The organism is Desulfovibrio sp. MES5, assembly GCF_002237645.1.
In the GTDB taxonomy this organism is placed as follows: domain Bacteria; phylum Desulfobacterota; class Desulfovibrionia; order Desulfovibrionales; family Desulfovibrionaceae; genus Desulfovibrio.
This window is the reverse complement of sequence record NZ_MJUZ01000007.1, coordinates 1-26,820: the sequence shown is the minus strand read 5'-3', so window position 1 is coordinate 26,820 and position 26,820 is coordinate 1. Positions and strand designations below refer to the sequence as shown.

The following is a 26,820-nucleotide window of genomic DNA, read 5'->3' as shown; positions in this document are numbered from 1 at the left end:
CCATCCCACAGGCTTACCCATAGCCAACCAATCACCATTCTTTAGACCATCAAGCGCAAACCTTCGGCTTTTCCCCTACGGGGTAAGACCCTCCTATCTGGGTAACTCACAGTAGATTCTTGTCTAATGGAAGATAAATAAATTCAGATAGTTATGAAGATTGAAAAGAAAATTCAAATATCGTGAAAAAATAATCAAATCAATATGTTGGAATTAGGTTGCACCATTGAAGAAAGACATGTTTTGTAAAAGCAAATGCAACCGGGAGGAGGCAAGGGGGCTTTTTAGGGTTTCCCTTGGGGGGTAGGGGGGCATCTTAAGATTACTCTAAAAACTCCCCTAAGATAAAACTTAAAGACTCCCCTAAAGTTTTCTTCCTTAATCTAAACATATAAAGTTTATTCTAAGGTTTTCTTGATTAAACATAATCCTTAGTTTTCTTTCTTTATGTTTTATCATGATGAATTATTAACTTTAGGTTATCTAAAGAAATCATTATCCATAATCCATAATCAATAAAAACTTATAGTTCACCAATCCTATACTTTCCAAACCTCCCTCCCTCATGCTGCCCCGTTTGTGCTGGTTATGAAGACCACACAAGCGGGGCTTTCTTCATCATGGGGCGAGGGCATGCAATATCAACCTTTAACCACCGCATGAGAGAGGCCTTAAACAACATGGACAACAGGAACAAAGAGCCAAGGACAATCAGAGAAAAGCTTGAAGCCATTACCAACTTCCGACCAGCCATGCAGGGTGGCAGCAGCCTAAGTACCTATGTGCCAGCACAACCAAACACCATCGGGAGAGACCCGCTTGTTGGCTCTGACATAGGGCGTCTTGTAGATGCTTTGCGCCCTTGGGACAAAGCTTTAGATAGGGCATATGAGGCCCACATAGACAGGCGTATTCTTGAAGACAAGGCTTCAGCAGAGCTTTTCAAGGCCGAACACCCAGGAATGACAAAGAACATTGAGGCATTCCGGCAGGCCGCGCTTGCTGACCCCAATGTTCTAAACCTTTCGCCTCATGTGAAGAAAGCCATTGAAGGCGAAATTCTTAAGGGAAATGCCATTCAGTTTGCGGCCTCACTTGAGGACGCCTATAGCACAAGTGACATACGAAACGAGCGAGACCCAGCAAAGGTCATGGCTTGGAGCGAGGAACAGAGAAAGCTGTACATGCAGCAGCAGGGGTTAGACAAGTATGATGACAAATTCATGCTTGCTGAACACTTTGCCCACCCTACGGCCCGCATGCTTGATGGCATCCTAGCCCGCCACAGCAAGGACGTGGAAAGCCAGAATGCAAACCTTCTGGAACAACAGAAGGCACAGAATATTCAGAACATCCTAGCCATGAAGCAAGACCTCACTTCACCGCTTGGCGGCAGGGATACCAAGATTCCCTCTGATCGCGTTGCCTACGCTCAGGAAGCGGCAAGCGCCATCATGGGCGAGGTCGAAGAAATGAAGCGCCTGGGCTACTCACAAGACCGCGTTGTTGGCTTCCTTGGTAAAGTGGTGCTTCATGGCAACCACTCATCCAGAACCGCTCGCCAGCTTGCTCAGGCAATCACAGTTGACGTGAACGGCCAGAAGGTCAGCCTCATGTCACAGCCGGGAATTGCCAAAGGCATTGAACAGCTTGAGGAACAGGAAACCGAAAGGGCATGGAAGGCCGAAACCCGCTCCCACACCCGTTTGCAATGGCAACGGGAGGAGTCGGCCCGGTCAGCCATAACCAAGGGCTACGAATACGGGGCCAAAGGCTCGGCTGATTTGTCTAGAGCCGAGGTAGTAGACAGGCTCAAGCTTTGCAGCCCAGAGGATTACCCCCACTTCAAGAAGGCAGCCGAAGACGGGCAGAAAGGGCAATTCAAGTCCATGTATGCCAACCCACAGCTTACTACGGCAGCCCTTACCCTTGAATCTGACCTTAAGCAAGGCAAAGCGGGTAAGGCTCAGGTAATGTACCTTGCACAAGAAGGCTATGACCCTACCCAGGTTCAACGCCTGTTAGCCATAGCCGACAGCAACAGCACCGCCGAAGGCCAAGCGATCTTGACCGCTCAGGCCAACCTCTCAAAGACGTACATTTCAATGGTTGGCGATGTTTCAGCAGAAGAAGCCGCCGACATTTACCACTCATACAACACAGGTAGCAGCAAGAAGCCCACAGCCGGAATACTTGCCCAAGTCATGATGGACTTGCCGGATGTGAACACGGCCTTTGCTGACTTTGTGGCAGAGAAGAAAAAGGAAAGGGCCGCAGCCAAGACAGACCCACGGGAGAAGGACGCCCCTTTGACCGCTCTGGATATGCAGCGGTTTACCCAAGAGTTCCAAGGGCAATTCCTTGATAAACGAATCAAGGCCACTAAGGAACGCTTTGCCACAGAAAAGGCCGAGGCAACAGACAACAAGCAAACACGCAGCTACCTTACCAACCTCAAGAACATGGAAGTAACGGGAGGGTCTGATAATTCTTTCTTTCCCTCACGTTCCAGACCTGCACAGGTTGAAGTGGTCAATGGAACAATCAACCACATCAATACCCTGTTTGGCGACAGCATAGCCAAAGACCCCACAGCAGCCCAACAACTGAACAGCGCGAAGACTTTGCAAGATGTCTTGCGCTTTGCAGACAGCAGGGTTGAAGGCGGGCTTACTTGGCAGGAAATGTACTTCATTGTGCGGGGTGAAAACCCTGAAGCCCGTGGCATCAAAGACGCTAGGGCGGCACAGATGGATATCTACAACTGGTTCAAAGAAAAGGGCATCAAGGCATCACCACCCCCGGCAGCTACAGCAAAGCCGGGAGCAGCCGCCAAGTTTACCCGTCAGATAGAGGTGAGATAAAACATGAGAATCGACAATATACCCCAAAGCATGGATGTGGAAGTTTCAGGGGATAACGGCATGCTTCAAGGCATGGCCGAAGCATTGCCCACTAATATTGATCTTGAAATAAATCATCATAATGAAGAAACCCCAGAGGGTCAGCTTTCAGCCATTGAGCCGCAGCAGACACCGCAGGGGGAACCCTCCCCAGCAGCCGCAGACGCCCCAGAGAACGCCGCCAAGCAGCCAGAGGAGAACAAGGGCTTCCTTGATTACCTTCTGGACGTGGGCAAAGGGATTGCCAACGGCCCGATAAATTCGGTCAACGAGACCATAGACCTTGCCGGAACCCTTGCCCAAGGCGGCGAAGAGTTCAATGTGGTGGAAGCCGCAGCAGAACACGGCATAGATATGGAAAACTTTGGCCCAACAGAGACCGGGGCCGGGAAGGCAGCAGAGCAGCTTTCCACGTTCCTCTCTGGCTTCCTCACAGGTGGCGCATTGCTCAAAGGGGTAAAGCTGCTTCAGGGCAGCACCAAGGCGGCAACGCTGGCCCGTGGGGCGGCAAAGTCTTTCTACAGCACCGTGACCAGCTTTGACGGGCATGAAGAGATGCTTTCCAATGCCATTCAGGAAAGCCCGGCCCTTCAAAACGTCATTACTGAAGCCCTTGCTGTGGATAAGGACGACAACGAACTTGTAGGCCGTCTAAAGCACGGCTTTGAAGACCTTGGCATAGGCATGGCCTTGGAATCAGCCCTTGCCGTTGTGGGCGTCTACCGCGCCAGCAAGGCAACCACCAAAGCCGCCAAAGACCAGATATACAGCAAAACCGTGGAACACATCCGGCAGGTCAGAGAAGAGACCGGGGAGGCCGCCACCGATGCAGCCAGCGGGGTAAAAGGCGTCTCAGAGGACGCTAAATCCCTGCTCCATACTGAAGCCGCTCAGGAGGCCAAAGAGGCCGCAAAGGACAGCTTCAGGCCCGACAGCTTGATAAACCCCGGCACCCTGAAAGACCTCATAGGAGACGGCAAAGCCGCCAACCTTGATGATGCCTTGAATATCCTTGCCCGTGGCAGCACCACAGGCCGGGTGACGGGCCGGGACATCCTGCACAGTGAACACGGCTTCGACTTCCTGAAGCATGTTCAAGAAACAGTTGAATCAGGAACCACCAAGCAAGCCCCTGTTGAAGTTCTGGATTCGCTTTCCTCAACCACTGACGACCTTGTGCAACGCTACGGCATGGACACCAAGACCATACAGAGCTTTGCAGAAAAGGCCATCACCAGCGGAGAAGCTGAAGCCGTTAAAGCTTCGGCCCAAACCCTTGGGGAACTGAAGACAGCTATGGACTTCTTTACAGGGGAGTTCCTGAAGATAGCCCGCAAGCTTCATGTGAACCCTGCTTCCGTTTCCATGCAGGAGAAGCTTGACCTTGCCACGCTGAAAAAGAACATCGACAGCGTTTACAAGGCCAGTGACGAGCTTGCAGCCAACGAAGCCAAGGCCGAAGGGCAGAAGGCTTTTCAATGGCATGCTTCGCCCTCAAACCTCAGTGAAGAACAAATCCGCAGTTTCCTTACCCGTGAAGGCTGGAACCATGACAACATGGCCCGCATAGCAAGGGACGCGGTAATCAATGCTGATAACAAAGGAGCCATTGCCCAGGCAGTAAACACCATGTCCACAGGAACAAAGCTTGGCATCTTCCAAGAGTTCAGAATCAGTAATATGCTTTCCGGACCCATGACAATGGTTGCCAATGCTGGTTCAAACTTTATGAAGGCCCTGCTCATGCCTACAGAGCGTTATCTGTCAGGCGTCATAACCAAGGACAAGGCATTACGGCAAGAGGCAATAGACACCCTGAGCGGCCTCTATACTTACTTCACAGACAGCATGAAACTTGCAAAGAAAGCCTTCAGAACAGAAGATGGCCTTCTTGAAGGTGCTGGCAGTGTTGGCAAGATGGAAAGCAACGGTGCTCAGATCACTTACGACAATATCAGAGCCATGATGCTGGACGGAAAGCCCAGAGGAACCCAGCTTAACACCATGCAAGAGCTTATCGCCTCTTCGGCTGGTGTGCTGGGGCCTTACCTTCGCCTTCCCTCCCGCATTCTGGTGGGCACTGACGAGTTTTTCAAACAGCTCAACTTCCGGGCCTCCTTGGGTGCATCCCTGCGCCGTGAGGCTATGGAGGGCGGTTTGAAAGACGCCCAGGCTATTGAGTCCTACGTTAATGAGCAGATGCGCCTTGCCATCACTGGCAGAGGGGCAGCCCGCAATGACGAAGCCTTGAAGCCCTACCTTGAATACGCAAGGCAAGCCACATGGACGCAGGATTTAGGAGAACAGACCCTTGCCGGGGGCTTCCAGCGCTATGCCAATGACCACCCAATGATTCGGGTTGTGGTTCCGTTCATCAAGACCCCTGCGAACATCCTTCGGGACTTCGTAGCCCACACCCCAGCTATCGGGCAGTTGAGCCGGGATTACCGGGCAGCCATAGCAGCCGGGGGAGAACAAGCTGCTCTGGCCCGCGCAAAGATGGCTACTGGTTCCCTCATATGGGCCGGGGCGGTCGGCTTGGCAATGTCTGGGGCCATCACGGGCAGCCCGCCAAAAGACCCCAAGCAGCGTAAGGCGCTGGAGGCTACCGGCTGGCAGCCCTACAGCATCAAGATTGGTGATGGTTATTACTCATACAAACGGTATGACCCTGCGGGAATGGTTCTTAGCCTTGCCGCAGACCTCACGATAGCGGGCCAGAACATGACCGAAGCAAATTATGAAAACCTTGCTTCATCATTGGTGGTCGCTATTGCCAATGGCGTTACTTCCAAAACCTTCATGAAGGATGTTAGAGGTGGCCCCCTTGTTCGGACAGGAAACAGCGGTTCCTTAGCTTGTCTTTTTCCTCATTAGGCTGCCTTTACTAGTCCCTGATGGTAGCAGCGCTCTGGAGTTGTCCCGTCCAGGCTGCTGTGCGGACGAGTCTGATTGTAAAAGCTGATCCATCTGCCGATACCCTCGCGGGCTTCCGAGCCAGTTTCGTAAGCGTTCAGATACACATTTTCGTATTTGAGCGAGCGCCAGAGACGTTCAATAAACACGTTGTCCAGCCAACGGCCTCGGCCGTCCATGGAGATGCGGATTCCATTGTTCCGCAGGACGTTTGTAAAGGCAACGCTGGTAAACTGACTACCCTGATCCGTGTTGAAGATATCTGGTGTGCCGTATTTTTCCAAGGCTTCTTCCAGGGCCACAATGCAAAAATCCGCTTCCATAGTGTTTGAGAGCCGCCAGGACAATACTTTGCGGCTGTGCCAGTCCATGATGGCGACCAGGTATAGAAACCCCTTACGCATTGGAATGTACGTTATATCCGAGCACCAGACCTGGTTGCTCCGGGCTATGGTCAGGTCGCGCAACAGGTAGGGGTACCGTTTATGCTCCGGGTTCGGCACGCTGGTTTTCGGTTTCTGGTATATTGCCATGAACCCCATCAGCCGCATCAGGCGGCGGACGCGCTTTCTGCCGACGCAGTACCCCAGTGACACAAGATAGCGGCACATTTGCCGCACTCCAAAAAACGGCCATTCGGTGAAAGCCCGGTCGATTTCCTGCATCAATGTGCGGTTTATGGCCGATTCTCCGGCTTTTTCGTAATACAAGCTGGAACGAACGACTTTGAGCAGGCGACACTGCCGGACGACGCTGAGCTGCGCATGGCCCGGATTGACCATGCTTTGCCTGCGGGAGACGCTCACCGCTTCCCCCAGGCCTCGGCTAAAAAATCTCGTTCCACAGTAAGCTGACCGATTTTGGCATGAAGTACCTGGAGTTGTTTTTCCTTTCTGGCCTCTTCGGTCTTGATTTCACCGGCAAAGATGCCCGCGGCCGACTCCTTGAGCTGCTTCACCCATTTGTGGATGAGTGTCTGATGAACGCCGAATTCTGAACTGAGTTCAGCGATGGTCTTATCGCCGGAAAGAGCAGTCAGGGCCACTCGGGCCTTGAAAGCCGGGGCATGATTCTTTCGCTTGGACATGTGTGTTCTCCTCGTCTGGTTGAGTAGCTATCACACCTGTCCGATTTTTGGGGAGCACCTCTGACAGTCTCGTAAAGAGGCCGTCTGGCGACGCGAAATTGGGGAGCGTGTCCCGCAGAAAGAATTTACAAAGAATCCTTGATTTCTTTTCCTACAATGATTAGTCTAAATTCAGACATAATTTTTCCCATATGGAGGGTCTATGCAATTTCATTCCGACATAAAGCCTATTTCATGGCTTAAAAATAACGCCAAGCAACTTATTGAATCCGTTGATGAATCTGGCAATCCTATGATCATTACACAAAATGGTGAAGCCAAGGCGGTAGTAATGAATGTACGAGAATATGACCAAATGCAGGAAAGCCTTGCCCTGTTACGCCTACTGGCAGAAAGCTCCGCTGATGTAGAGGCTGGCAACTTGCATGACTCTGACGAAGTTTTTGCCGACCTACGGAATATGATTGCGGAGAAACGCAATGAGCATAGGTAGGAAAACTTGGATTTCCTCTTTTACGAGCCGTGCTAAAAGAGACATTTCTGATATTGTTTCTTTCATTGCTGACAGAGAAGGCCCGGACATGGCAGATACGATTTTGAACAAATTCCTTCAAGCGCGAGACAGCTTGTCCGAATTGCCCGATAGAGGGCGGATCCCACCCGAATTGAGGCGAGTAAACATATTGTCTTTCAGGGAGATTCAAGTTCCGCCGTATCGAATTTTTTATCAAATTCACAAAGCGAGTCATGAAGTTCATATCCATCTTATCGCTGATGGGCGGCGCAATTTTTCTTCGCTTTTGAAAGAACGCTTGCTTACTTCTTATAGTAGAGACAGAGATAAGTAATAATCGCATTTCCTAGCTCCCTGCTCTATACGGCTGTTCAAACACCATATCTTTAGTGACTATGACATTGAATTGGTAGCCGGGCCTAATTTCTAATGTCGGCTTGATATTCAAGTTCATTACTGTCCGTATATGGCCTCGCCCAGGAGTCAAGGTCTTTCTTCATGAAGTAAAAACAAATCGGATGCACACGTATATTCGGCATCAGGCGATATCGCCGCGCCAGTATGGGTAATCCGCGCTTTCGGTCCTAATCGGCTAATCGGTCTTCATGACCACGGACTGCACCAGGTTTTCCGAAAGCAGGTCCGACCGTTTATTCCATGCGTCTTGACTCTCACATCCTCGGGAGGGAAATAGTTTTCGTCATCAGTGTTTGTTTAGGTTTGGCGAGAGATTTGCATGCGACACCATCAAAATGTCACGCTGTAAGGCTCGTGAAAAATGCTATGCGGCACACGCTGCTTTTTGGAAAGATACGCCTTTCGCCAATATGGCCCACGCCATTCGCGCCAGCTTTCCCGCCAGAGCCACAATGGTTTTGTTTTTACCTCGCCGGTTCAGCAACTCTGTTGCCCACGCCTCAATCGGGCCTCCACCAAATGGGGAGCGGCCAAAGAGAATAGAGCGTAGCGTTGTCCTGGCCCCGTGGACCAGCAAGGTACGCAAATAGCGGTTCCCATGCTTGCTGATGCCCAAAAGTACATTTTTCCCGCCGCTTGAGTGTTGTCTGGGAGTCAATCCCAAGTAAGCAGCAAAAGCGCGACCGTTACGGAAGGCGGAACCGTTGCCCAGTTCCGAGCCGAGTAATGTTGCCGTTATCACGCCAAGACCTGGAAGCTGCATGATACGCTTCTTCTTGGGTTACAAGTGCTTGCAGCATTTTCCCTAACTCGGACAACTGTTCACGCAGAGCAAGCAGAAGGGCATATTGCATCCGCAAAAGCTGTCGCATCATGCCAGACAGATTATTTTCATAATCGTCGATGATGACAGGCAAAGCGGAGAATACATTTGTCGATCCTTGTTTTATGACGATGCCGTTTTCGGCAAGCAGAGCGCGAACCCTGTTTATTGTCGCGGTTCTTTCGGCGACAAGTCCTTCACGGACCCTGTGCAAGCCCTGGATGTCCGACTGGCGTTGCGAGCGCAACCGGACGAAACGCATATCCGGACGTTGCGCGGCTGCACAGATGGCCGCGGCATCCTTGGCATCATTCTTGTCGCCGAGGCGGTATGGCGTAACGTAACGCGGATGAATGAGCTTGACCGTATGCCCGAGAGATTTCATGGTGCGTCCCCAGTAATGGGAACTTGCGCAGGCTTCCATGGCCACTGTACATTCGGATAGCGACGCAAAAAATTGAACAACGCTTTCCCGGTGCAGATTTTTGTTCATGACGCGCTTGCCGTTTTCATCCAAGCAGTTGATGCGAAAAATGTTCTTTGCCAGGTCGATGCCGATCAGAGTAATCTCGCTCATGGGATGGTCTCCTTTGCAGGGTTGTTTGCTTTACCTATGCATGCCTGATTTGTTCGGGCGAGGCCATCCCATCAGCTAATCTCTGTCCATGCAAACAGGGCGGGATATAAAAAACTCCCGCCCTGCAATCAGACTGTAGCCCTCTACATGCCTTCGCTTTCAGGCAAGGCCAGCGTTTCAGGTTCATCCACTGTGTCACGGGTGCCGCTTTGCCGACCCTCCAGTTCCATAGAAATCGCCGCCGCAGTGAATACCCCTGCGACACCAGCGAGTATGCCACCTATAAATACCCATTTATTGCTCATTGTTATTCTCCTTTTCAGTTGCGTAAATGCAGGAGGCGGGAATTATCCCGCCTCCTGCACCAACTATTCTGCCGGTTAATCGTCCCAGTTTTCCTTGATGACCTGCAACACAGCAATAGCAACAGGTATCCATGCCAGTGGATTCATACAGCCTCCTTGAGTGTCAGCAACGCGGGATGCGCCGCCGGTTGTGGGTGAAAAATGTTGGATTGGGCCGTGCCGGACTCCAGCGGCAATAGTCCAAGGGTACCATCATGCCGCACCGCCTTTGAGTAGGGCGGTCTGAAGCATGTCAAACATGACGGGCGCCAGATTGGGAATATCGTTAATAACCCGGCTGGTCTGTGGCAGCAGGTGGGCGATGTGTTCATTGCAGATGCCAAGGCCATACACCTCAAAACCAAGCTTTTGCGCTACGGTTACAGCATGGGTTGCTGCGTGTGTGCTATCGGGTATTCCGTCTGTAATGACGAGGATGATTTTTCTTTGCTCCTTGAGGAACAGCATTGTCTGCATAACCCACCACAAGGCCGCATCAAGTGGCGTACCGCCAGAGGCATTTATGTCGAAGTTATCCGGTATCTTTTGACCATGCCTCATGATGGGGAATACAGAACTTGTGGAAGCCATAGCCGGAAAAGCCGTGACCGCTGGGTTGACGCCCCGGATATTTTCCAGTGCTTTTGCCACAGCAAAGCACGCCTGCTTTGCCAGAACGATGGGAGTGCCGCTCATACTGCCGCTGACGTCCAGCAGGATATGCACAGCAGTGTTGAGGCCACCTTGTTCCGCCTCCCTGCGGAAAATGCGCGGATTGCCTGTTTGCAGCCGATGGAGCGAGCCGGGATGCAATGCCCCGCGCCGCCCGATGCTGCACCGCTTTTGTGTCTGAGCCTGCAAAAGACCCTGAAGGCGTGTGCGCAGGGCAATACTGGCCTTAAGAGCTTGCTGCTTTTGGGCCTCCGGCAAGGCCTCCGATGGACGAAAACCCTCCACGGCAACCGTAACAGTTTCATAGGCTGATTCTGCCTGACAACGTGTAAGGGCCCCTGAAAGAATATCCCCCAGGGCTTGCGGCAGGTCTTGCGCCTCGGCGTGGAACAGGGCTGCGAGTTGATCCTTGGCCCTGCTGTGGGCCGTGGGCTGTTGCGTTTGAGAAGCACAACCGGGCGTGGGATTTTGCTCTGATTGAGGGGCAGAACCGCTGTGGGCGACACCATATCCGTGTCCTTCTTGCGCCCCTGAAGCGTGGCCTTTGCGCCGCCCCTTGTTGGTATTGGGCTTGCTTCCTCCTTTTTGCACGTTGTTTTCGTCGCTTTCTGTCTGCGGTTGCGGTTCCCATTGCCGGATGCTCTGGGCCAATTGACGAGCATAAGCGATGGTGGAAGCAGTGTCAGGACAATGTATGCGGACTTTGACTAAGGTGGCATCCAGCATTTCCTTCAGGCCGGGGAAATACTGGCATAGCGCATCTGCTGCTGCCATGCGTGGCATGTTCACCTCTTCCACGTCCCAGGCCCGAACGGTCAACAGCACATAGTCCAAAACAGCAAGGGCCGGGGAATCACCCCCGGCCCTTGGCTGTGCCTGTTCCACAAAGAATCGTCGGATCAGCCAGTTCAAATTTTGTCGGCATCCAGGAAAGATCGCCGACAACTTCTTTTCTACACGCCAATCTTCCAGGCAATTGAAGAGGTTGAAGGTTACAGGATCAAGCTTGGCAGCTTTGAGTGCAGCAAAGTCCGTGTGCCTTATATGGGCCGCCTCGTGGTCACAAAAACCTTTGGCCCGGGCCAACAATTCCGGTTCACAATCCATAGGCAATGCAGGCAAATAGATGACCTTGCCATTGGTGCAGGCTTCATTGCCACCAATACGTACCTGCACCCCGTACTGGTCGCCCAACACGGACGCCAGCAGGGGCAGGCAGTTGAGGATGTCTTTAGAGCGAATCATGGTACCTCACAATAAGAAAGCCCGACATAGAGCCGGGCCGTTGGTTCATCATTTTTCATGAGTTCATTCTGTAATGGTTCGCAAGTCAGTCAGCATCGTGGAGAAACGCTCCGAAGGGGGCAGTTGCAGCCAGCGAATGATGGCCGCATACAGCCAATCCGAATCCGCCCGCATGCCGTGCCCATTGATCTGTAGAAAAACCGAGCAAGCAGCGAAGGCCGTCCGCTTGTTTCCGTCTATGAAGGGATGGTTGATGAGCAGGCTTTCCAGCAAGGCGCAGGCCTCCTCCACAGCATCCGTATAGTAGCCGCTTTGGGGCCGGTATACAGCCGATTCCAGCCCGCCCATATCCCGAACACCGGGCATGCCGCCATACCTTTCAACAAGAATGACGTGCATACCCAGAATGTCGGCAACCGTCAGGTAATCCCGGCTCACTTTGCAAGCTCTTGATACAGGGCATCGTGCTCAATCATGCTGACTTCAAGGGCGTCAAGCACATGGCGTCGTGCCATGGGACGTTTACGATTTTCAATATAGATGCGCACAGCATCTTCCAACACGGCCTGAATCTGCCGTCCGTCCTCTTGCGCCACAGATTTAAGGTCTTCATAAAGATCTGGCTCCATCTGGCTGGCGAATTTGACCCGTTTTACGGATGCCTGTGTCATGGCTACCCCCTTTTTCTTACGACTACGAAGCCTATAGCTTGACGTCAAGAAATTTCTTGATATCACCACAAGCCCAGGCTGGGAATGGCAGGATGAGGCAGCGTATTGTCTGCCACGGGGATGTCCGGCAGTACTGGCTCGTCGTCCATCTCCCCATCTGCAATGCCTTCAATTTCTCCAGCGGGGTCGTCTGATTCGTGGATACTGCCCGGATCGGCCAGCAAGGCATCCAGCACAAAGGCCGGGCCGTAACCTTCGATAACTTTCTGGGCGTGGGCCACCAGCGCGTCACTGTCCTTGAGCAGGCAGACCAGACCTTGCAGAAGCAGCAGGTCTGTGCCGGTGATATTGCCCTTCTTGGGGATGCGTTGCAGTGCGGCCTGCACGATGTCAGCCACCGGGGCCACATGAGGTTCTACAAAGGACAGGCCTGTGAGCTTGGTATGCAGAGTCCGCAAGGGCGAAAGGGCCTTGTGGGTTACTTCTGTTTTTCCGTGGTACACCCTGCGCCAGATGTCCTCGGCAGACTTAGCAACTTCGCCAAAGAGCGTACCGCCGAGCCCCTGTACCTCTTCAGCCAGACCGGCTTCCAGCACGGCTGTGTTATCCGCATGCTGCGCCAGCGGGGACACCTTGTACAATTGCCAGCGAAAATCCATGCGGGCGCGGACATAATTCGGCCCTACGATGGAATTGCGGATAATTTCGCCCCATTGATGATGTTTTTCTATCCAGCTCTGCACATTCTGATCATAACCAGCCAGAAAGGCTTCTTTTTCTTTCTGGAAGTCGTTGCGGATGCTGCAAAGCTCCTGCACGATTTCCCCGGCCTTTTCTTCAGGAATGGCCCAGCCGGACATGAAACGCACGCCATGCCTGTCCAGATAGTTGAAGGCACGGGCCTTGAGTGTGCCGAACACTTTGAGATTTTCCGGGTCGGCGATGCGCTTGGAGCCAATGGACGCCAGATCTTCAGGGGGAAGTTCCGCTCCGCCCAGGTCTTCCTGGCTCATCTTGCGGCGGGCTGACCACAGGCTGACGTTGAGATTGAGGGCCAGCAAATTGTCGAGAATTCGGATGTCTGAAAGAACGTGTGTCATAACCTTCTCCTATAATGAACTTTTTGTGGTGTTGAGGACGTAGCCGTCCCTGAGTTTTTTGGCTGCACGGGCTTCAAGCTCCAGCACGGCATTATTGCTTTCGCATTTGTCAGCGGGGATGAATCGTTGCTGACCGGAGGTTCCCTGCTTGCCCCAATGGAGCATGAGGCCTTCAGGACGAGCCTCGCCAATCCAGAATTTACCAGACGTGCTCTGGTCTGGCAGGTCATAGGTCACCTGCAGGTGGACGCGGGGTTGCGTTACCGTGGGGGAATGGCACAGACGGTTTTTCATGAAACGAAGGGCGGTATCGCCTTGCAGGGATTCCTCCTCTGAACCGGAATTCATTGCCTTGATGTCCGCTTCCGTATGCTGGGGGAACATGCGCTGGGCCAGTTCGTGCAGCATGGCGCGGGTTTCGCGGCTGGCGCGGTAGGCCAGGGCACGGTCGAGGGCATAGGTCACGGGCTGAATGCCCTGATGGGCCAGGGGTTGAAAGCGCACGGTCAGATCCCCCCAGCGCAGCAGACTGCGCGTGGAGAACGTCACTTCTATGGTGTTGGTGAGGTTGCCGGTGGAAGCCTCGCCCATGAACAGCTTGCGGACTTCATTGGCATAGTCCACCATGGTGGCGCACAACGATTCGGGAAGCGAAGGGAAACGCTGGGACAGCAGTTTTTTCTCCACAGTTGCATCAGGGTAGCCCACTTCGCAGATGGTGAAGCGGTCCAACCATGCGAGGTTCTGGCGTTGCGTGCCCTGGTACAGGCCCGTGTCATCGCCAGCGCCATTGGTATTGGCCGTGGCCACGAAACGGAACATGGGGTGCGGCTGGATGATTTCGCCCCCATTTTCCGCAATGCACAGGGGGGAACCGTCCAGCACACTGTTCAGGCCAGCGGCGATTTCCGGCGAAGTCAGGTCGATCTCATTCAGGAGAAAAATCGCTCCGTGGCGCATGGCAAGGGCAAGCGGGCCGTATTCAAAGGCCATATTGCCGTCCTTGACCGTCAGATGCCCCACCAGATCGGCGAACTCCAGGCGGCCGTGCCCTGTCACCTCAAAGACCGGATAATTGAGCCTGGCCGCCAGTTGTTTGATGCAGCTTGTTTTGCCGCAGCCTGTGGGGCCGAAGACGTACAGCGGTTCATGTGCCCCCTGTGGCCCTTGAAGATTTACGAACCAGACCACCATGTCGCGGCTGGACTCGTGGAAGATGTAGCCTGGGTCAAGGGCCGGAGTGTGCGCTGTGGGCGCGGCATAGCCTCTTACCGTGGTGCCGGAGGGCTTGCCGCTGAAAACCTGCCCGGCGTCGAGATCGGTGGGCTGGAGGTTGGATATTTCAATAATTATAGGATTTTTCATTATTTTCACCTTTTCATGTTGTGTGTGCTATTCGCTTGACCGAAGGCGAACAAGGCCCTATCTTTTTGATAGACAGGGGGTATTTATGTCAGAGCAAACAGTTAGTTTTTCTGTTGACGCCAGTCTGTTGAGTGCCTTTGTGCATGTTGCTGAAAAGAACGCCTGCGACAATACTGAGCTTCTGAGAGCATTTATGGCTGAGTATGTACAGCAGGACGTCCGTAGAAATCAGTACGACATGTGGTTTAAAGGCAAAGTGGAGCGCGGATTGCAAGAATTGCAGGCGGGACGTGGCCTGACACAGGAGCAGGCTCTTGCACAGATGGGAGCCTTTAAATCTTCTCTGGCGGCTAGTCGAGAGGGATCACTATAGAATCTGATCTGGTCTCCTCAATCCTTAGAAGACCGAAAACAGATTTATGCTTTCGTCTTTGAACATGATAATCAGGCTGCGGATGCATTGGATGACTTGTTCGACAATCAGGCCAATCGACTGCTGACGTTTTCTGAAATGGGTAAACCAGGACGTATAAAGGGGACTCGCGAACTTGTTGTCCATAAACACTATTTGCTTGTGTATACATGTTCACCGGATGCGATACGCATTGTAGCTGTCTTGCATACATCGCGGCAGTACCCAGCCTGATCAGCAACACGTAATTTCCCGCATGACCTGTATACCCAGCGGATTGTCCCAAAAGCCGCCGATCACTTCGATGTCATCATAGTCTTCGCCTATGCGGATGAAGTAGTAGTCTTCGTCGTCCAGGTCGGCCATAAAGTTTTCCACAAAGGCCACGCCTTCAAAATCGGAATACCATTTCACCCCGCTCCAGCAAAAAGCCACAGTGCCAGTGTCCTCATCCTTGCGGACAGGCTCGCCGCCGATCAAAGCCTTTATGGCGTTGCTGGCGAAATCATCAGAGGTATTGACGATACGCGCCTCAATGGCCGCTGCCAGTTTTTCCGCCCCGGCCTTGCTCAGACATAAAGCCACGTCAGAATAATATCCCATGGCAATTCTCCTTTATACTCAGTTGATTGTTGAAATGGACAGTCGTTCGAAAGGCGCACCGGTGCGCTCGCAACGGGCCAGCAAGGCATCCACGTCAATGTCACCCAAGCCTTCAAAGCGGAAGATGTCAGTCAGTTCTTCATGCAGGACTTCGCGGTTCAGTGTATTTCGACCAGTCGCGACGGAGGCGCGAAAGCGATACTTCCCCGTATCTACCCAATCCCGTGTGCCAGATTGCCGATGAACCAGCTTGAGCACCGTCTCCATTTCTTTGATTTCGTTATCCAAAGCCGTGCGTTGTTCCTTGAGGACAGTCAGTTTTTCAAGCGCTGGCTCCCATTGCGGCATCTGCACTCCCTGTGGGAATTTGGGGCAGTCGCCGTTGTATTCACAGTACGAACAGATTGGGTAAAAACCTTGGGCGCAGGTTACCTGTGAAAGGGACAAGTTCCCGGCACGGTGGGCCGTGAGGTCGCCCCAGAGTTGGACCGCATGGTCAAGAGCCGTATCCAGCATGGCCTGATTGAAAGTGTAAGGACCAAAGGTAGTCACATCCTGCATGGAAAGGCAGAGCAGCCAAGCCTCCATGCTTGTCTTGTCAGCAGTTGCAGGCAACTGAAGGCCAAGATGGGCAAGGCAAAGTTGTGGAAAGGTCATTTTCTTATGCAGAAGCGTGCCATCCTCAGCGCGTATGTTGAAAACGGGCTTGTCCCAGGCTTGTGTCAGCAGACCAAGCTGACCGTGCAGTTGCAGCAGGTGAGAATCGTGCGGCGAAGCAGGCAGCTTGTCCGTACTTTTCACTTCCAGAATCCGTATGGCGTTGACGGGAGCACCCCAGACCAGCACAAAATCCAAATGAGCCTTGATGGGTACGCCCTGATGCTGCCAGCTTATTTCTAGCTGGGGCAGTACATGCAGGCCCAACGAAGCCAGAGCTTGCCCAACGCCAGATTCAAACCAGTGCCCGCGCTGCAGGGTCAGCAGACGCTCCAGGCTATTCGGCGTGGGCATCACCTTACGGGCGAGAGCGGCACGAGGGCATTCCCAATGCTGGCCGATGTCGCTCATGCCCACATAGGTGGATCTGTCGCCCAGATGAGCGGCGGTACTTTGCTGAGAGACGGCTTGCAACCCCTGACGAATTAGCGAACGCAAGCCTTCCGTGCGGTCCGGCTGTTTCATGATTTCACCCCCACAAAAGTAAGAGGGCCGCCATCAGGCAGCCCTCTTACTCGGTATTTTGATTTTTACTATGCGGCATCAACATACTTCCACCACAATTTTCTCTGCGGGTTCCAGCGGAAGCCCGCGCCTGTGAGCAATTCCTTTTTGGCTTGCGTGTTGCCGCTGGCAATGATGCAGGGCCGCCCGTCCTGGGCCGTGACCTGCTGGTAAGTTATGCCTTCCAGCGGAGGAAGATTTTCAAGTACTGCTGGCGGCCGATTTGAGAGGGTTGGAGAACTATTCGCGACGTTAGTGCCGCCCGAAGCCGCTTTTCGCGCCTCAGGGGCGTTTACGGGCAATTTCGGACGTGAGGGCGTTTTTCGGCCAGTTCTTGCCCCTTCTCCGTCGTCATCTTCCGTGACCATGCCCAACATGGCGGTTAGAGCGTAGCGACGGCAATAGGTCATGGCCGATCCCATGCCCTGCGGATCGGCCTTGGGCAGAGGAACCACAGCAAGAGAGCTTTGCCATTGCCCTGACTCTGCATGCGTCAGCTTGGTGACCAGGCCCAGAGAGTTGGGCTGCTCCACAGGCACAGGGTACTGACACAGCCAGATGCCGTTTTCGATGAGCGCATCACGACAGGCATCCATCACGCTGTTGAGACTGGCGTACCAGCTTTTGGTAAAAGGATTTTCAGCGTCTTTGGTGATAGGCTGTACGGTTCGCTGCACGTTGAGCAAGGCCTTGGCCAGTTCGGTGATATTTTCAGATTGGTATGGGGTCATGATATACCTCCGTGATAGGGGAATGCCCTACCTGTGCCAGACAGAGCATTTACGATACGTTGACACACTGTCCTGCTGTTTCAAATTTGTAATATAGCTTTCAATCGCCTTGATTCACAGCCTGCGCGTGAATAGAATTCCATCGATTTTCCTACTGCTTTACTGTGCTGTGGCAAAAACAGGCTTGGCAAAATCCTCCCAAGCTTGGTACAACGACATCCACGATACTTGTCCTATGATAGTTGCGACAGACGCGCCAAGCCAAGGAACCGCATGAGCTCTCTTCTCTCCTGCTTCAAAGCCTACGATATCCGTGGTCGCGTGCCTGATGTTCTGAACGCCCCTCTGGCGCATGCCCTTGGACGGGCTGTGGTGGACGTGCTGGGCGCAAAACGTGTTGTGCTGGGGCATGATGCCCGCCTTTCCGGACCGCTTTTGCGTGACGCCCTGGCAAACGGCCTACGCGAGGCCGGGGCCAGCGTGACGGACATCGGCCTTTGCGGCACGGAAGAAATTTATTATGCCGCCGCCAACCATGGGCGCAGCCAGGCTAACAATCCGGCTGCTGACGGCCCTTTTGACGCAGGCATCATGATCACCGGCAGCCATAATCCGGCAGATGAAAACGGCTTCAAACTGGTGCGCGGCGGAGCCATTCCCGTAAGCGGGGATTCCGGGCTGTTCGCCCTGCGCGACAGGGTGGCGGAACTGCTGGCGGGCGGCGATCAGCCCCACGCTGCGGATACAGCACCTTCTGCGCTGCGCGAGGCGTCTTTTCGGGCCGACTATGTGCGCTGGCTGCTCGACTACAGCGGCGCGGGGCAACTTGGCGCGGCTCCGGGGCGCAAGCCGCTCAAGCTCGTGGCCGATGCGGGCAACGGTTGCGCGGGCCTTGTGTTGCGCGATTTGGTGACCGCCCTGCCCTTTGACTTCACCTGCCTGCATATGGAACCTGACGGGACGTTTCCCAACGGTGTTCCCAATCCGCTTTTGCCAGAGCGCCGCGAGGCCACTGCCGCTGCCGTGCGCGAGGCCGGAGCAGATATGGGCATTGCCTGGGATGGCGATTTTGACCGCTGCTTTTTTTATGACAGCGACGGCAATTTTATTGAAGGCTATTACTGCATCGGCCTGCTGGCGCAGGAACTGCTGCGCCGCGCTCCCGGCGGCAAGGTGGTGCACGACACGCGAGTTTACTGGAACACCCGCGAAGTGGTGCTGGCCGCAGGCGGCCAGCCTGTCATGGGCAAGACAGGCCATGCTTTCATGAAAGAACGCATGCGGGCCGAAGACGCCGTATACGGCGGCGAAATGAGCGCCCACCACTATTTTCGGGACTTTGCCTACTGTGATTCGGGCATGCTGCCCTGGCTGCTGGTGGCGACACTGCTGCACCGCATGGGCCGCCCCCTGGCCGAACTTGTGGCCGAACGCATGGCCGCCTATCCGTGCAGCGGCGAAATCAACCGCCGCGTGCAGGGCGCGCCCGCCCTTATGCAGCTTGTGCGGGAACAGTACGCCCCCCATGCCCTCCACGAGGACAGCATGGACGGCGTAAATCTGGAATTTGCGGACTGGCGCTTCAACCTGCGCATGTCCAATACCGAGCCGTTGCTGCGCCTCAATGTGGAAAGTCGCGCCAACCGCGCCCTGCTGGAAGACAAGACCGCCCAACTCCTGCACCTGCTGGAATCACGGGGCGGAGCTGTTACGGCGTAAGCTGCGAAGCGGGCCGCACGCCCGCAACGGCCTTGTCCTGCGCCCGCGAATAATGTAATTTTCTGGCCGGGTACCGCAGCGGGCATGCATGCCGCAGGCGGCGTAAGCCACTTATTTGAATATATGTGAGTAAATCCATGCCAAACATTGCTCCCGTGATACTTTGCGGCGGCAGCGGTACACGCCTGTGGCCGCTCTCACGCGAGACCTATCCCAAGCAGTTTGTGGATCTGGGCGAGGGGCGTACCCTGTTTAAAGACACGCTCTTGCGGGCGCAGCGCATTCAAGAATGCCTGGAACCGGTCATTGTCTGCAATGAGGCCCACCGCTTTTATGTAACAGCCGCATTGTACGAATGCCAGGTGCGCGCCACCATTCTGCTGGAACCCGCGCCGCGCAACACAGCACCAGCCATTGCCCTTGCGGCCCTTGTCCTTGCCCGCGACGGGGCGGATCCGCTCATGCTGGTGCTGCCGTCCGACCATGCCATCGGCGACGAGAACGCCTTTTTAAAAGGGGTGAAATCTGCCGCGGCCCTGGCAGAACAAGGGCATATCGTCACCTTCGGCATCACGCCCGCCAGCCCCGAAACGGGCTTTGGCTATATTGAACAGGGCGAAATTTTGGGCGAAGCTCTGGGCCAGGGCGGCTTTCGCGTGGCCCGTTTTGTGGAAAAACCCGATACAGCGGCGGCCCAATCCATGCTGGACCAGGGCGGCTTTTTGTGGAACAGCGGCATGTTTCTGCTGCGTGCCTCCATATACCTGCAAGAGCTTGAGCGCTTTGCCCCCGAAATACACGCCGCCTGCTGCGCCGCCTGGCAAGGACGCGTGGCGGACGGCGCGTTCTGCCGCCCGGACACGCCCGCTTTTCTGGCTTCGCCGTCCGACTCCATCGACTATGCGGTCATGGAACAGACGGACCATGCGGCGGTGGTTCCCCTGTCCACGGGCTGGAGCGACCTCGGCTCGTGGGAGGCATTCTATCAGGCAGAGCCGGGTGACGACGACGGCAACGTCTGCCACGGCGATATCATGACCCAAGACGCGGAAAACTGTTATTTTAACGCCCAGCACCGTCTGGTGACGGCCATTGGCGTACGCGACCTTGTGGTTGTGGAAACGCGCGATGCCGTACTGGTGGCCCCGCGCGAGCGGGTGCAGGAAGTCAAAACCATTGTCGGCCGCTTGCAGTCAGCGCAACGGACCGAATGCAGACAGCATCCGCTGGTGTACCGCCCCTGGGGCAGCTACGAAACGCTCGTTATGGACGGCCGCTTTCAGGTAAAACGCATCACGGTCAACCCCGGCGCGGAGCTTTCCCTCCAGATGCACCATCACCGCGCCGAGCATTGGGTGGTTGTCAGCGGCACGGCAGAAGTGACCAACGGCAATGAAGCCCGCTTGTATACAGAAAACCAGTCCACCTACATTCCCGTGGGGACACGGCACAGGCTGAAAAACCCCGGCGTCATCCCCTTGGTGCTCATTGAAATCCAGTCCGGCGCGTACCTGGGCGAGGACGACATTGTACGCTTTGCCGATGTGTACGGGCGCAAGCAGAGTTGAATTCGCGTAGCAACTTTTTTGAGTAAATACCCAGGGGCTGGTTGATACTGATGTTGCAAAGAACCTCACTTCTTTTTTTCTTAAAAAAAATTTGGAAACGGTTTCCTCCCGGTTTACGCCTCTGGCTATTGAGGGTGCGATCTGCTACATGCTTGGATCCACGTCCAACGCCAACCAGCACAAATTCTATGGCAATACTTGGTGCCTTCAGAAGCAGTAGCGGGTTGGCCCAAGGAGCAAGGCTTTATGCCAACCGTGTTGAACGGGAGGGGCGAGCTGTTATACGGGTGGATATAACCCAAGCTATGGTGCAACAGCCCACCTTTTCTCTGGAAGAAAGCGGCGCTATTTCCCTTAAGGAATTTATGAGCATGAAGCTGCCGTGTATTTTGGTCATTCATGCCAACCCTCCTCAATTTCATTTGATTCTTTTCAGGCTGGGCAAGCGTTTTTTGCACAACAAGAAAATTATAGGCTATTGGGCTTGGGAACTGGCGGTCGTGCCGGGCGTATGGCGCCATGCGCTCCAGTATCTTGACGCAGTTGAAGTTCCAAGCGCCTTTGTACGCGAGGCCTTGTTGCCGTGCACGGACAAGGAAGTTGTCGTTGTGCCGCACGTGCTGGAAGCACCACAGAAACAGAAAACTGCCTTTGCTTGTGACGGTATTGTTCGCTGTCTCTTTATATTTGATATGGGATCTGCCTTCGCCAGAAAAAACCCGATGGCGGCACTTGAAGCTTTTCGCTTGGCGTTCAAGCCAGGTGAAGCAGAAATGACGTTCAAAGTCAGTTCACCTCAAGCCGACTACGAAAACTTTAAAAAATTTGAACAAGCGTGTGCACAGGTACCGGGCGTCAGTATTATGACAAAAATGCTAGATGCCGGTGCGTTGGAAGAGCTTTACCTGAAACAGGACATATATCTTTCCCTACACCGCTCAGAGGGGTACGGATTGACTATCCATGAGGCTTTGCTTTACGGTCTGCACGCTGTGGCCACAGGCTGGTCTGGGAATATGGATTTTATGGATATGCCCAAAGCCCATGCCGTGCCTTATACGCTTGTTGCGATGCAAGCGACAAGCGGCGCGTTCAAAGGATTGAAAGCGAAATGGGCTGAAGCCGACATTGATGCCGCCGGGCAAATTTTACGGCGTTTGCGTCAAGAATTGTTGATCGACCATCGTTAGCGTAATCGCCCTATTCCCTGGGCTTGTACCTTGCCGTGCAAGTGTTGGAGGCCGTTTGAATACTCTTCGGTTGCTTTTTTTTAGTTTTTCAAGAATTTGGCGTGTGCTCCCGCACAGACTGCGCAAATCGGGGACAGGACTCTTTATCAGCATGGTCATTCTTGGCCTGTTGGAATTGGGCGGTATTTTGAGCCTGTCTCTTTTTGTGGGCGTGCTTAATGATCCGGAGAGAGTTCAACAGTCCAAGTATGCCGCTTTGATACTGGAATATGCGCCCTTTCTAGGCCCGGTCTTTGCTGATTCGCGAACACTGATGTTATGCACTGTGCTGGTGCCCATCAGTATGATCGTTACAAAAAATATGGTTTCAGCTTTTGTTACCTGGAAAACCGGATTGCTGGGCGGCGAAGTAGCCGGATTTGTCGGGTGTGAAATCATGCGCCGCTTTGTTTACATGCCTTATGACTGGCATATTTCTTCACTCAGTGCCGAAGCCTTCACCAAGATGTCATGGCGTCACTCTCTCGGGCAATTACTCATACAGAGCATGGTGGCCTACAGCAATTTTATTACAGCAGGCTTACTATTTCTGGGCTTGTTTATCTACGCGCCGGGATTGACCATGCTTGTCCTTGGGGTCATGGCCGTGACTGCCGTTACACTTTACGGCGCCGTCAGAAAAAATATTGACAAATCATCTCATAATAACGCCCAGGCCCAAGCCAGAGAATCTCACGCCACAATGGCAGCGGTGCGTGGCATTCGCGAAATACTCATCTATCAGCAGCAGCCCACCTTTTTACATGCCATTTCTCAAGCCATACGCGACAGCGTGCGTCCTCGTGCTTTTTTGGAAACAGCGCCACCCATTCCCGCTTGGGTTCTGGAAAGTATGGGCTTTGTGCTTATTGGTTGTACGCTCGCTTGGATGACCCTGATACAGGACGCGAGCAGGGCTGCCATAACCGCAAATATTGCCATGCTCACACTTACAGCCTGGCGCGTGTTGCCTTCTTTGAACCGGGCAGTTGGCGCTATTATTAATATTCGGGCTAACCAGCCCACGGGCCTGCCCTGCCTTGAATATATGGAACAGCTCAAAGCCGTGCCGCAACTTGATGTGGAATCCCAAGATTCGGATTTTGCTATCAAGGATGGGATCCGACTTGACAATATTTATTACCGTTATCCCGGCGCTGAGCAAGACTCCCTTAAAGGCGTCACTCTTGATATCCCCAAAGGAGCCAGTGTCGGCATTATCGGCAAATCCGGCGCCGGAAAAAGCACCTTGATCAATGTATTGTCTGGCTTGTTGCAACCCGCTTCAGGCAGAATTCTTGTGGACGGGCGCGAAATGACGCCGGGGCAAATGCTGACCTATCGCCAGAGCATAGGCTATGTGCCGCAAAACCCGTATCTTATGGCAGGTACAGTGGCTGAAAACATTGCATTCAGCCAGTGGGGCAGGCCGCCGGATGCTGAACGGCTGCACGAGGCCTGCCAGCAGGCACAGATTGATTTTTTGGGAGAAAATTTTGAAAATCTTTCGAGGGGCATCGGCGAAAACGGGGCGGGCCTTTCAGGCGGGCAGGCGCAACGGGTGACCATTGCGCGCGCATTGTACGCAAGGCCCGCAGTCCTCATTTTTGATGAAGCCACGAGTTCACTGGACCACCGCACAGAAGAAAGCATTCGGCGAACAATTGCCGAACTGCCACAAGGGATTACACGTATTCTTATCGCTCACAAACTTACAGCGCTGAAAAATTGTGATCTGGTCTACTGGCTTGAGGATGGTCGAATCTACCGCAAAGGCGAGGCAGCCGAACTGTTGGCTGACTATCAGACCTTGGAGGAAAATAATGCCTGACAAGCAGGTATGGGATATTATGGAAGCCTTGGCTCTCGCTGATACATGGCAGAGCAGATTCGGCGGCAAAAATATGCCTGAGGGATTTTTTCCACAGCTTCACGCCCTGGCTGAGTATCTGCATGACAATGGACAGGTGCAGCGTGCGGTAGATTTGCTGCGAAGCGAAAGCACCATGGGAGTATCTCGTTTTTTGGGGCACAGACTGGAACACGCGAGGCTATTGTCCCGTGCGCTTTTTGACGCGGGCGAGCCCGATGAAGCGCTGAAGCTGGTCGAATATTATGGTTCGCGGCCATACCTCTTCGACGATCTGAACAAACTGGGCTATTTCCTCTTTTGCCGTAGTGCACATTGCCTTGCAACACATGACTCACTCAAACTCGCCCATTGCGTTACGCTGCTGGTAGAAACCCAGGCCGGTATGAAGGATGCGAACCTTATTCGTATAATCCAGCAGGCCGGCGGTATCAACGCATTGATCAGAGCGGCCGGCTCTCTTGATTTTTCAACGCGCATGCTCTTAAGAGTTTTTGGCTTGGCTCAGAGATTGGCGGGAAAGGGCGTGGCGGCAGGCGTTATAGGCCGAGGCCTGCACTTTGCTGTGAATATCTTGCGCTCAGTCAGCCGTCTCAAAGGGGGTAATCTTGCTAGATTACTCCCCCGCAAAACATCCGGCGTGGTTAAAGCCAGGGTGATGGCAAAGAGCAGTAGCCCGGTTGTGGTAACCCGTGCCATGGGGGGGGTCGGCGACTTACTGATGATGACGCCGGGTCTTAAGGCATTGGCTCGAAAATATCCTGAGCGAGAGATATGGTTTGCTATCCCCAAAGGATTTCATCAGTTGTTTTATGGCTTCGAAGGCATCAAAACGATAGACATTGATCATCTCGAACTATATCAGGAAGATTGCTTTGCTCTACATAATCTGACTGAGTGTCCTGCTTCAAAAGTTGAATCAGCTGAAATCCCATTTGTTAAACAGAATAGAATTGAAATTTTTTCTAGGGCACTAGGCATTAAATATCTCACGCAGGCTGAAAAAAAACCCGTATACTCTGTCACAGAGCAAGAGCGCCAATGGGCAGAACAGTTTCTATCGAACCTTGGTGTCATGCCTAAAAATTTTCTTGCTGTACAGCCTTATGCGGCAGATAACTACAGAAACTACCCCGCAATAAAGGATGTTATTTATACATTAGCAAAAAGCTATTCGATTCTCATTTTCCATAATTCATCGCTACCAGAGTTTGGCCATCCGAATATACACGCAGTGGACAGCTTAAAATTACGCCAATCCATATCCATATTATCATTATGCAAAATGCTTATAACCGTGGATAGTTCATTCTTGCATTTTGGCGCAGCACTAGACTTGAATACAGTAGCCTTGTTTGGGCCTATTGATGGGTATATTAGGGCAGGGGATTATCCCAAATGTTCTGTCATTGACGCCTGTACAGAAGCCAATTGTAGCCCATGCTGGAGATGTCAAAGTATAATGTGTGCCAAAAAAAATACTACCAATAGCTTGTGTATGGAACTAATATCGCAACAACGAGTCTACGACACCATCAATAACACTGTAACCCATTGCCGATAATGGAGCAAGAATGTTTAGTTACATTAATAAAAAAATAGTACACTACTTTTTAAACCACAATAAAGACATTCTTAAGGAATGGATTTTCGAAAACAGAAGAGGTGATGAGATTCTTAATCACAACAATCAGCCAAACGGCAATACAGCAATAGTCGACAGCTTATATCTGAGTCAAAACATAAAAAATATTATGAATCATGTGGCAGAAAAACGCATGGCCAGCTTAGAAAAGGGAACAGAGTATAGCGAAGAAATTGTAAACTTACAGTCCAAGTTATCAACACAGCAAGACCTTGAATCTTCTTGGGCTCAACATTGGCTCAACGAGCTTAAAGTCCCATTTACTTTTCATCGAAAAAACTGGGAAAACGCCTTCATACTTCAAGTGCTTCATGACCATGATATGTTTGGCAAGCATGGTTTGGGTCTCGCGTGTGGACAAGAAAAAATTCCAAGTTATCTTATCCAAAGAAACTGCACAATTGTTGCCGGTGACCGGCCCTTTTGCAATGACGACGCCATCCAAAATGGATGGGAGTCCACCAATCAGTATACATTATCAAAGGAAAGCCTATATCATGAAGATTTAACGGACAGAAGTCATTTCAATAATAATTTCACGCTCAAATACGTTGACATGAATTCGCTTCCAACAGAGTTGCATGGGGATTTCGATTTCTGCTGGTCAGTTTGTGCCATGGAACATCTCGGTTCTATCGCTGCGGGACTGAATTTCCTTAAAAATTCGTTAAAACTTCTCAAACCAGGTGGTATTTCCGTTCATACAACGGAATTTAACTTACTTTCTTCTCATCGAACTATTGACAATTGGGGATCCGTGCTCTTCACACGGGAGCATTTAAGCATACTCGAAAAAGAAATCAAGGAAATCGGAGGAGAGGTCTACCCCTTCAATTTTGATATGGGGAATGGTCTTTTTGATTGTTATTTTGATATGCCGCCATTTCCGCACCAGTCTGTCACTGGTATAGATTCCCCTCTTCCCTTGCTAAAATTCACCCCACATATAAAGCTGCTCATTGATGGAATTCCTGCGACCTGTGTAGGAATTATTATTAAAAAAAATTGGTTCTTCCGGGTTTTCCGTGGGTAACCCCTGTCAGGAACTGGCCGGGTAGAGGTTTAGACCGCCACAGAAGAAGTAGATGGCTGTCTTGAAATGCTCCCGGTTCCTATAACCGCAAGCCTTCCTCTTGATGGCCATGATCTTGCTGTTGAGGCCCTCAGCCACGCCGTTGGTGATCCTGT

The 26,820-nt window shown here is 52.8% G+C and carries 24 protein-coding genes and 1 pseudogene; 12 read left to right on the top strand and 13 right to left on the bottom strand.

Annotation, left to right across the window (positions count from 1 at the left end; all coding sequences use genetic code 11):
• The first annotated feature begins 680 nt into the window (after nucleotides 1–680).
• The gene (locus BCS36_RS02305) at nucleotides 681–2,864 is read left to right on the top strand and encodes a hypothetical protein (protein WP_291301310.1); all 2,184 of its coding nucleotides are present in this window, start codon (nucleotides 681–683) and stop codon (nucleotides 2,862–2,864) included.
• Between the two features lie 3 nt (nucleotides 2,865–2,867).
• Nucleotides 2,868–5,780 (top strand): hypothetical protein, encoded by a 2,913-nt coding sequence (locus BCS36_RS02300; RefSeq protein WP_291301309.1) that lies wholly within the window; start codon nucleotides 2,868–2,870, stop codon nucleotides 5,778–5,780.
• Here the strand turns inward: BCS36_RS02300 and BCS36_RS02295 are convergent.
• A protein-coding gene (locus tag BCS36_RS02295) for an IS3 family transposase (protein ID WP_209818423.1) occupies nucleotides 5,777–6,906 on the bottom strand; the annotation gives its coding sequence in 2 pieces (ribosomal slippage) (nucleotides 5,777–6,643 and nucleotides 6,646–6,906; 1,128 coding nt in all). The genes BCS36_RS02300 and BCS36_RS02295 overlap by 4 nt on opposite strands.
• Before the next feature lie 202 nt (nucleotides 6,907–7,108).
• Here BCS36_RS02295 and BCS36_RS02290 point away from each other — a divergent pair.
• Both BCS36_RS02290 and BCS36_RS02285 read left to right on the top strand, forming a co-directional pair.
• Complete coding sequence (locus BCS36_RS02290; protein ID WP_291301308.1) at nucleotides 7,109–7,399, top strand: type II toxin-antitoxin system Phd/YefM family antitoxin; 291 nt, start codon at nucleotides 7,109–7,111, stop codon at nucleotides 7,397–7,399.
• Nucleotides 7,386–7,754 (top strand): type II toxin-antitoxin system RelE/ParE family toxin, encoded by a 369-nt coding sequence (locus BCS36_RS02285; RefSeq protein WP_291301307.1) that lies wholly within the window; start codon nucleotides 7,386–7,388, stop codon nucleotides 7,752–7,754. The genes BCS36_RS02290 and BCS36_RS02285 overlap by 14 nt, the downstream gene beginning before the upstream one ends.
• A 447-nt stretch (nucleotides 7,755–8,201) precedes the next feature.
• On the opposite strand, the gene BCS36_RS14140 is transcribed toward BCS36_RS02285, so the two are convergent.
• The 8 genes and pseudogenes from BCS36_RS14140 to BCS36_RS02250 form a co-directional block, all read right to left on the bottom strand.
• Nucleotides 8,202–8,600, bottom strand: a complete 399-nt coding sequence (locus tag BCS36_RS14140) for a transposase (RefSeq protein WP_367209098.1) — start codon at nucleotides 8,598–8,600, stop codon at nucleotides 8,202–8,204.
• The gene (locus BCS36_RS02280) at nucleotides 8,524–9,237 is read right to left on the bottom strand and encodes an IS110 family transposase (RefSeq protein WP_291301306.1); all 714 of its coding nucleotides are present in this window, start codon (nucleotides 9,235–9,237) and stop codon (nucleotides 8,524–8,526) included. The genes BCS36_RS14140 and BCS36_RS02280 overlap by 77 nt, the downstream gene beginning before the upstream one ends.
• Nucleotides 9,238–9,380: 143 nt before the next feature.
• Nucleotides 9,381–9,542 (bottom strand): hypothetical protein, encoded by a 162-nt coding sequence (locus BCS36_RS02275; RefSeq protein ID WP_291301305.1) that lies wholly within the window; start codon nucleotides 9,540–9,542, stop codon nucleotides 9,381–9,383.
• Nucleotides 9,543–9,794: 252 nt separating this feature from the next.
• Entirely contained in the window at nucleotides 9,795–11,498 is a 1,704-nt protein-coding gene (locus BCS36_RS02270; RefSeq protein ID WP_291301304.1) for a VWA domain-containing protein, read from the bottom strand.
• Between the two features lie 63 nt (nucleotides 11,499–11,561).
• On the bottom strand, nucleotides 11,562–11,936 hold the full coding sequence (locus BCS36_RS02265; RefSeq protein ID WP_291301303.1) for a type II toxin-antitoxin system death-on-curing family toxin: 375 nt from the start codon (nucleotides 11,934–11,936) through the stop codon (nucleotides 11,562–11,564).
• On the bottom strand, nucleotides 11,933–12,169 hold the full coding sequence (locus BCS36_RS02260; RefSeq protein ID WP_291301302.1) for a hypothetical protein: 237 nt from the start codon (nucleotides 12,167–12,169) through the stop codon (nucleotides 11,933–11,935). Before BCS36_RS02260 ends, BCS36_RS02265 begins: the two co-directional genes overlap by 4 nt.
• A 62-nt stretch (nucleotides 12,170–12,231) precedes the next feature.
• Entirely contained in the window at nucleotides 12,232–13,269 is a 1,038-nt protein-coding gene (locus tag BCS36_RS02255; protein ID WP_291301301.1) for a DUF3150 domain-containing protein, read from the bottom strand.
• 375 nt (nucleotides 13,270–13,644) lie between these two features.
• Nucleotides 13,645–14,634: pseudogene (locus BCS36_RS02250) on the bottom strand (AAA family ATPase); the annotation flags it as partial.
• Nucleotides 14,635–14,719: 85 nt separating this feature from the next.
• Between BCS36_RS02250 and BCS36_RS02245 the strand changes: the two are divergent.
• Entirely contained in the window at nucleotides 14,720–15,007 is a 288-nt protein-coding gene (locus BCS36_RS02245; RefSeq protein ID WP_291301299.1) for a hypothetical protein, read from the top strand.
• Nucleotides 15,008–15,010: 3 nt separating this feature from the next.
• Nucleotides 15,011–15,280 (top strand): type II toxin-antitoxin system RelE/ParE family toxin, encoded by a 270-nt coding sequence (locus BCS36_RS14135; RefSeq protein WP_367209111.1) that lies wholly within the window; start codon nucleotides 15,011–15,013, stop codon nucleotides 15,278–15,280.
• Here BCS36_RS14135 and BCS36_RS02240 read toward each other — a convergent pair whose 3' ends face one another.
• From BCS36_RS02240 to BCS36_RS02230, 3 genes are all read right to left on the bottom strand, one after another.
• Nucleotides 15,281–15,649, bottom strand: coding sequence for a hypothetical protein (locus BCS36_RS02240; RefSeq protein WP_291301298.1), 369 nt, complete (start codon nucleotides 15,647–15,649; stop codon nucleotides 15,281–15,283).
• Nucleotides 15,650–15,667: 18 nt separating this feature from the next.
• Nucleotides 15,668–16,831 carry a hypothetical protein gene (locus tag BCS36_RS02235; protein ID WP_291301297.1) on the bottom strand — a complete coding sequence of 388 codons (1,164 nt, stop codon included), beginning with the start codon at nucleotides 16,829–16,831 and terminating at the stop codon, nucleotides 15,668–15,670.
• Nucleotides 16,832–16,899: 68 nt separating this feature from the next.
• A complete protein-coding gene (locus BCS36_RS02230) occupies nucleotides 16,900–17,601 on the bottom strand; it encodes an ERF family protein (protein WP_291301296.1) in 702 nt (233 codons plus the stop codon).
• Nucleotides 17,602–17,874: 273 nt separating this feature from the next.
• Here BCS36_RS02230 and BCS36_RS02225 point away from each other — a divergent pair, with 273 nt between their 5' ends.
• The 6 genes from BCS36_RS02225 (at nucleotide 17,875) to BCS36_RS02200 (ending at nucleotide 26,665) form a co-directional block, all read left to right on the top strand.
• Nucleotides 17,875–19,320, top strand: a complete 1,446-nt coding sequence (locus tag BCS36_RS02225; RefSeq protein WP_291301295.1) for a phosphomannomutase — start codon at nucleotides 17,875–17,877, stop codon at nucleotides 19,318–19,320.
• A 137-nt stretch (nucleotides 19,321–19,457) separates the two neighbouring features.
• A complete protein-coding gene (locus tag BCS36_RS02220; protein ID WP_291301294.1) occupies nucleotides 19,458–20,888 on the top strand; it encodes a mannose-1-phosphate guanylyltransferase/mannose-6-phosphate isomerase in 1,431 nt (476 codons plus the stop codon).
• A gap of 188 nt (nucleotides 20,889–21,076) precedes the next feature.
• Entirely contained in the window at nucleotides 21,077–22,078 is a 1,002-nt protein-coding gene (locus BCS36_RS02215) for a hypothetical protein (protein WP_291301293.1), read from the top strand.
• Nucleotides 22,079–22,283: 205 nt separating this feature from the next.
• Nucleotides 22,284–23,948, top strand: coding sequence for an ATP-binding cassette domain-containing protein (locus tag BCS36_RS02210; protein WP_291301292.1), 1,665 nt, complete (start codon nucleotides 22,284–22,286; stop codon nucleotides 23,946–23,948).
• The gene (locus BCS36_RS02205) at nucleotides 23,941–25,551 is read left to right on the top strand and encodes a glycosyltransferase family 9 protein (protein ID WP_291301291.1); all 1,611 of its coding nucleotides are present in this window, start codon (nucleotides 23,941–23,943) and stop codon (nucleotides 25,549–25,551) included. Before BCS36_RS02210 ends, BCS36_RS02205 begins: the two co-directional genes overlap by 8 nt.
• 10 nt (nucleotides 25,552–25,561) lie before the next feature.
• Nucleotides 25,562–26,665 carry a class I SAM-dependent methyltransferase gene (locus tag BCS36_RS02200; protein ID WP_291301290.1) on the top strand — a complete coding sequence of 368 codons (1,104 nt, stop codon included), beginning with the start codon at nucleotides 25,562–25,564 and terminating at the stop codon, nucleotides 26,663–26,665.
• A 6-nt stretch (nucleotides 26,666–26,671) separates the two neighbouring features.
• Here the strand turns inward: BCS36_RS02200 and BCS36_RS02195 are convergent.
• Nucleotides 26,672–26,820 (bottom strand): transposase (locus BCS36_RS02195; RefSeq protein WP_291301349.1); only part of this gene is annotated, 149 nt, incomplete at its 5' end.

Bases quoted from the DNA above. Each gene is read 5' to 3' on its own strand.
- BCS36_RS02305 (WP_291301310.1), top strand. From the start codon at position 681: ATGGACAACAGGAACAAAGAGCCAAGGACAATCAGAGAAAAGCTTGAA.
- BCS36_RS02300 (WP_291301309.1), top strand. From the start codon at position 2,868: ATGAGAATCGACAATATACCCCAAAGCATGGATGTGGAAGTTTCAGGG.
- BCS36_RS02290 (WP_291301308.1), top strand. From the start codon at position 7,109: ATGCAATTTCATTCCGACATAAAGCCTATTTCATGGCTTAAAAATAAC.
- BCS36_RS02285 (WP_291301307.1), top strand. From the start codon at position 7,386: ATGAGCATAGGTAGGAAAACTTGGATTTCCTCTTTTACGAGCCGTGCT.
- BCS36_RS14140 (WP_367209098.1), bottom strand. From the start codon at position 8,600: ATGCAGCTTCCAGGTCTTGGCGTGATAACGGCAACATTACTCGGCTCG.
- BCS36_RS02280 (WP_291301306.1), bottom strand. From the start codon at position 9,237: ATGAGCGAGATTACTCTGATCGGCATCGACCTGGCAAAGAACATTTTT.
- BCS36_RS02275 (WP_291301305.1), bottom strand. From the start codon at position 9,542: ATGAGCAATAAATGGGTATTTATAGGTGGCATACTCGCTGGTGTCGCA.
- BCS36_RS02270 (WP_291301304.1), bottom strand. From the start codon at position 11,498: ATGATTCGCTCTAAAGACATCCTCAACTGCCTGCCCCTGCTGGCGTCC.
- BCS36_RS02260 (WP_291301302.1), bottom strand. From the start codon at position 12,169: ATGACACAGGCATCCGTAAAACGGGTCAAATTCGCCAGCCAGATGGAG.
- BCS36_RS02255 (WP_291301301.1), bottom strand. From the start codon at position 13,269: ATGACACACGTTCTTTCAGACATCCGAATTCTCGACAATTTGCTGGCC.
- BCS36_RS02245 (WP_291301299.1), top strand. From the start codon at position 14,720: ATGTCAGAGCAAACAGTTAGTTTTTCTGTTGACGCCAGTCTGTTGAGT.
- BCS36_RS02240 (WP_291301298.1), bottom strand. From the start codon at position 15,649: ATGGGATATTATTCTGACGTGGCTTTATGTCTGAGCAAGGCCGGGGCG.
- BCS36_RS02235 (WP_291301297.1), bottom strand. From the start codon at position 16,831: ATGAAACAGCCGGACCGCACGGAAGGCTTGCGTTCGCTAATTCGTCAG.
- BCS36_RS02230 (WP_291301296.1), bottom strand. From the start codon at position 17,601: ATGACCCCATACCAATCTGAAAATATCACCGAACTGGCCAAGGCCTTG.
- BCS36_RS02225 (WP_291301295.1), top strand. From the start codon at position 17,875: ATGAGCTCTCTTCTCTCCTGCTTCAAAGCCTACGATATCCGTGGTCGC.
- BCS36_RS02220 (WP_291301294.1), top strand. From the start codon at position 19,458: ATGCCAAACATTGCTCCCGTGATACTTTGCGGCGGCAGCGGTACACGC.
- BCS36_RS02215 (WP_291301293.1), top strand. From the start codon at position 21,077: ATGGCAATACTTGGTGCCTTCAGAAGCAGTAGCGGGTTGGCCCAAGGA.
- BCS36_RS02205 (WP_291301291.1), top strand. From the start codon at position 23,941: ATGCCTGACAAGCAGGTATGGGATATTATGGAAGCCTTGGCTCTCGCT.
- BCS36_RS02200 (WP_291301290.1), top strand. From the start codon at position 25,562: ATGTTTAGTTACATTAATAAAAAAATAGTACACTACTTTTTAAACCAC.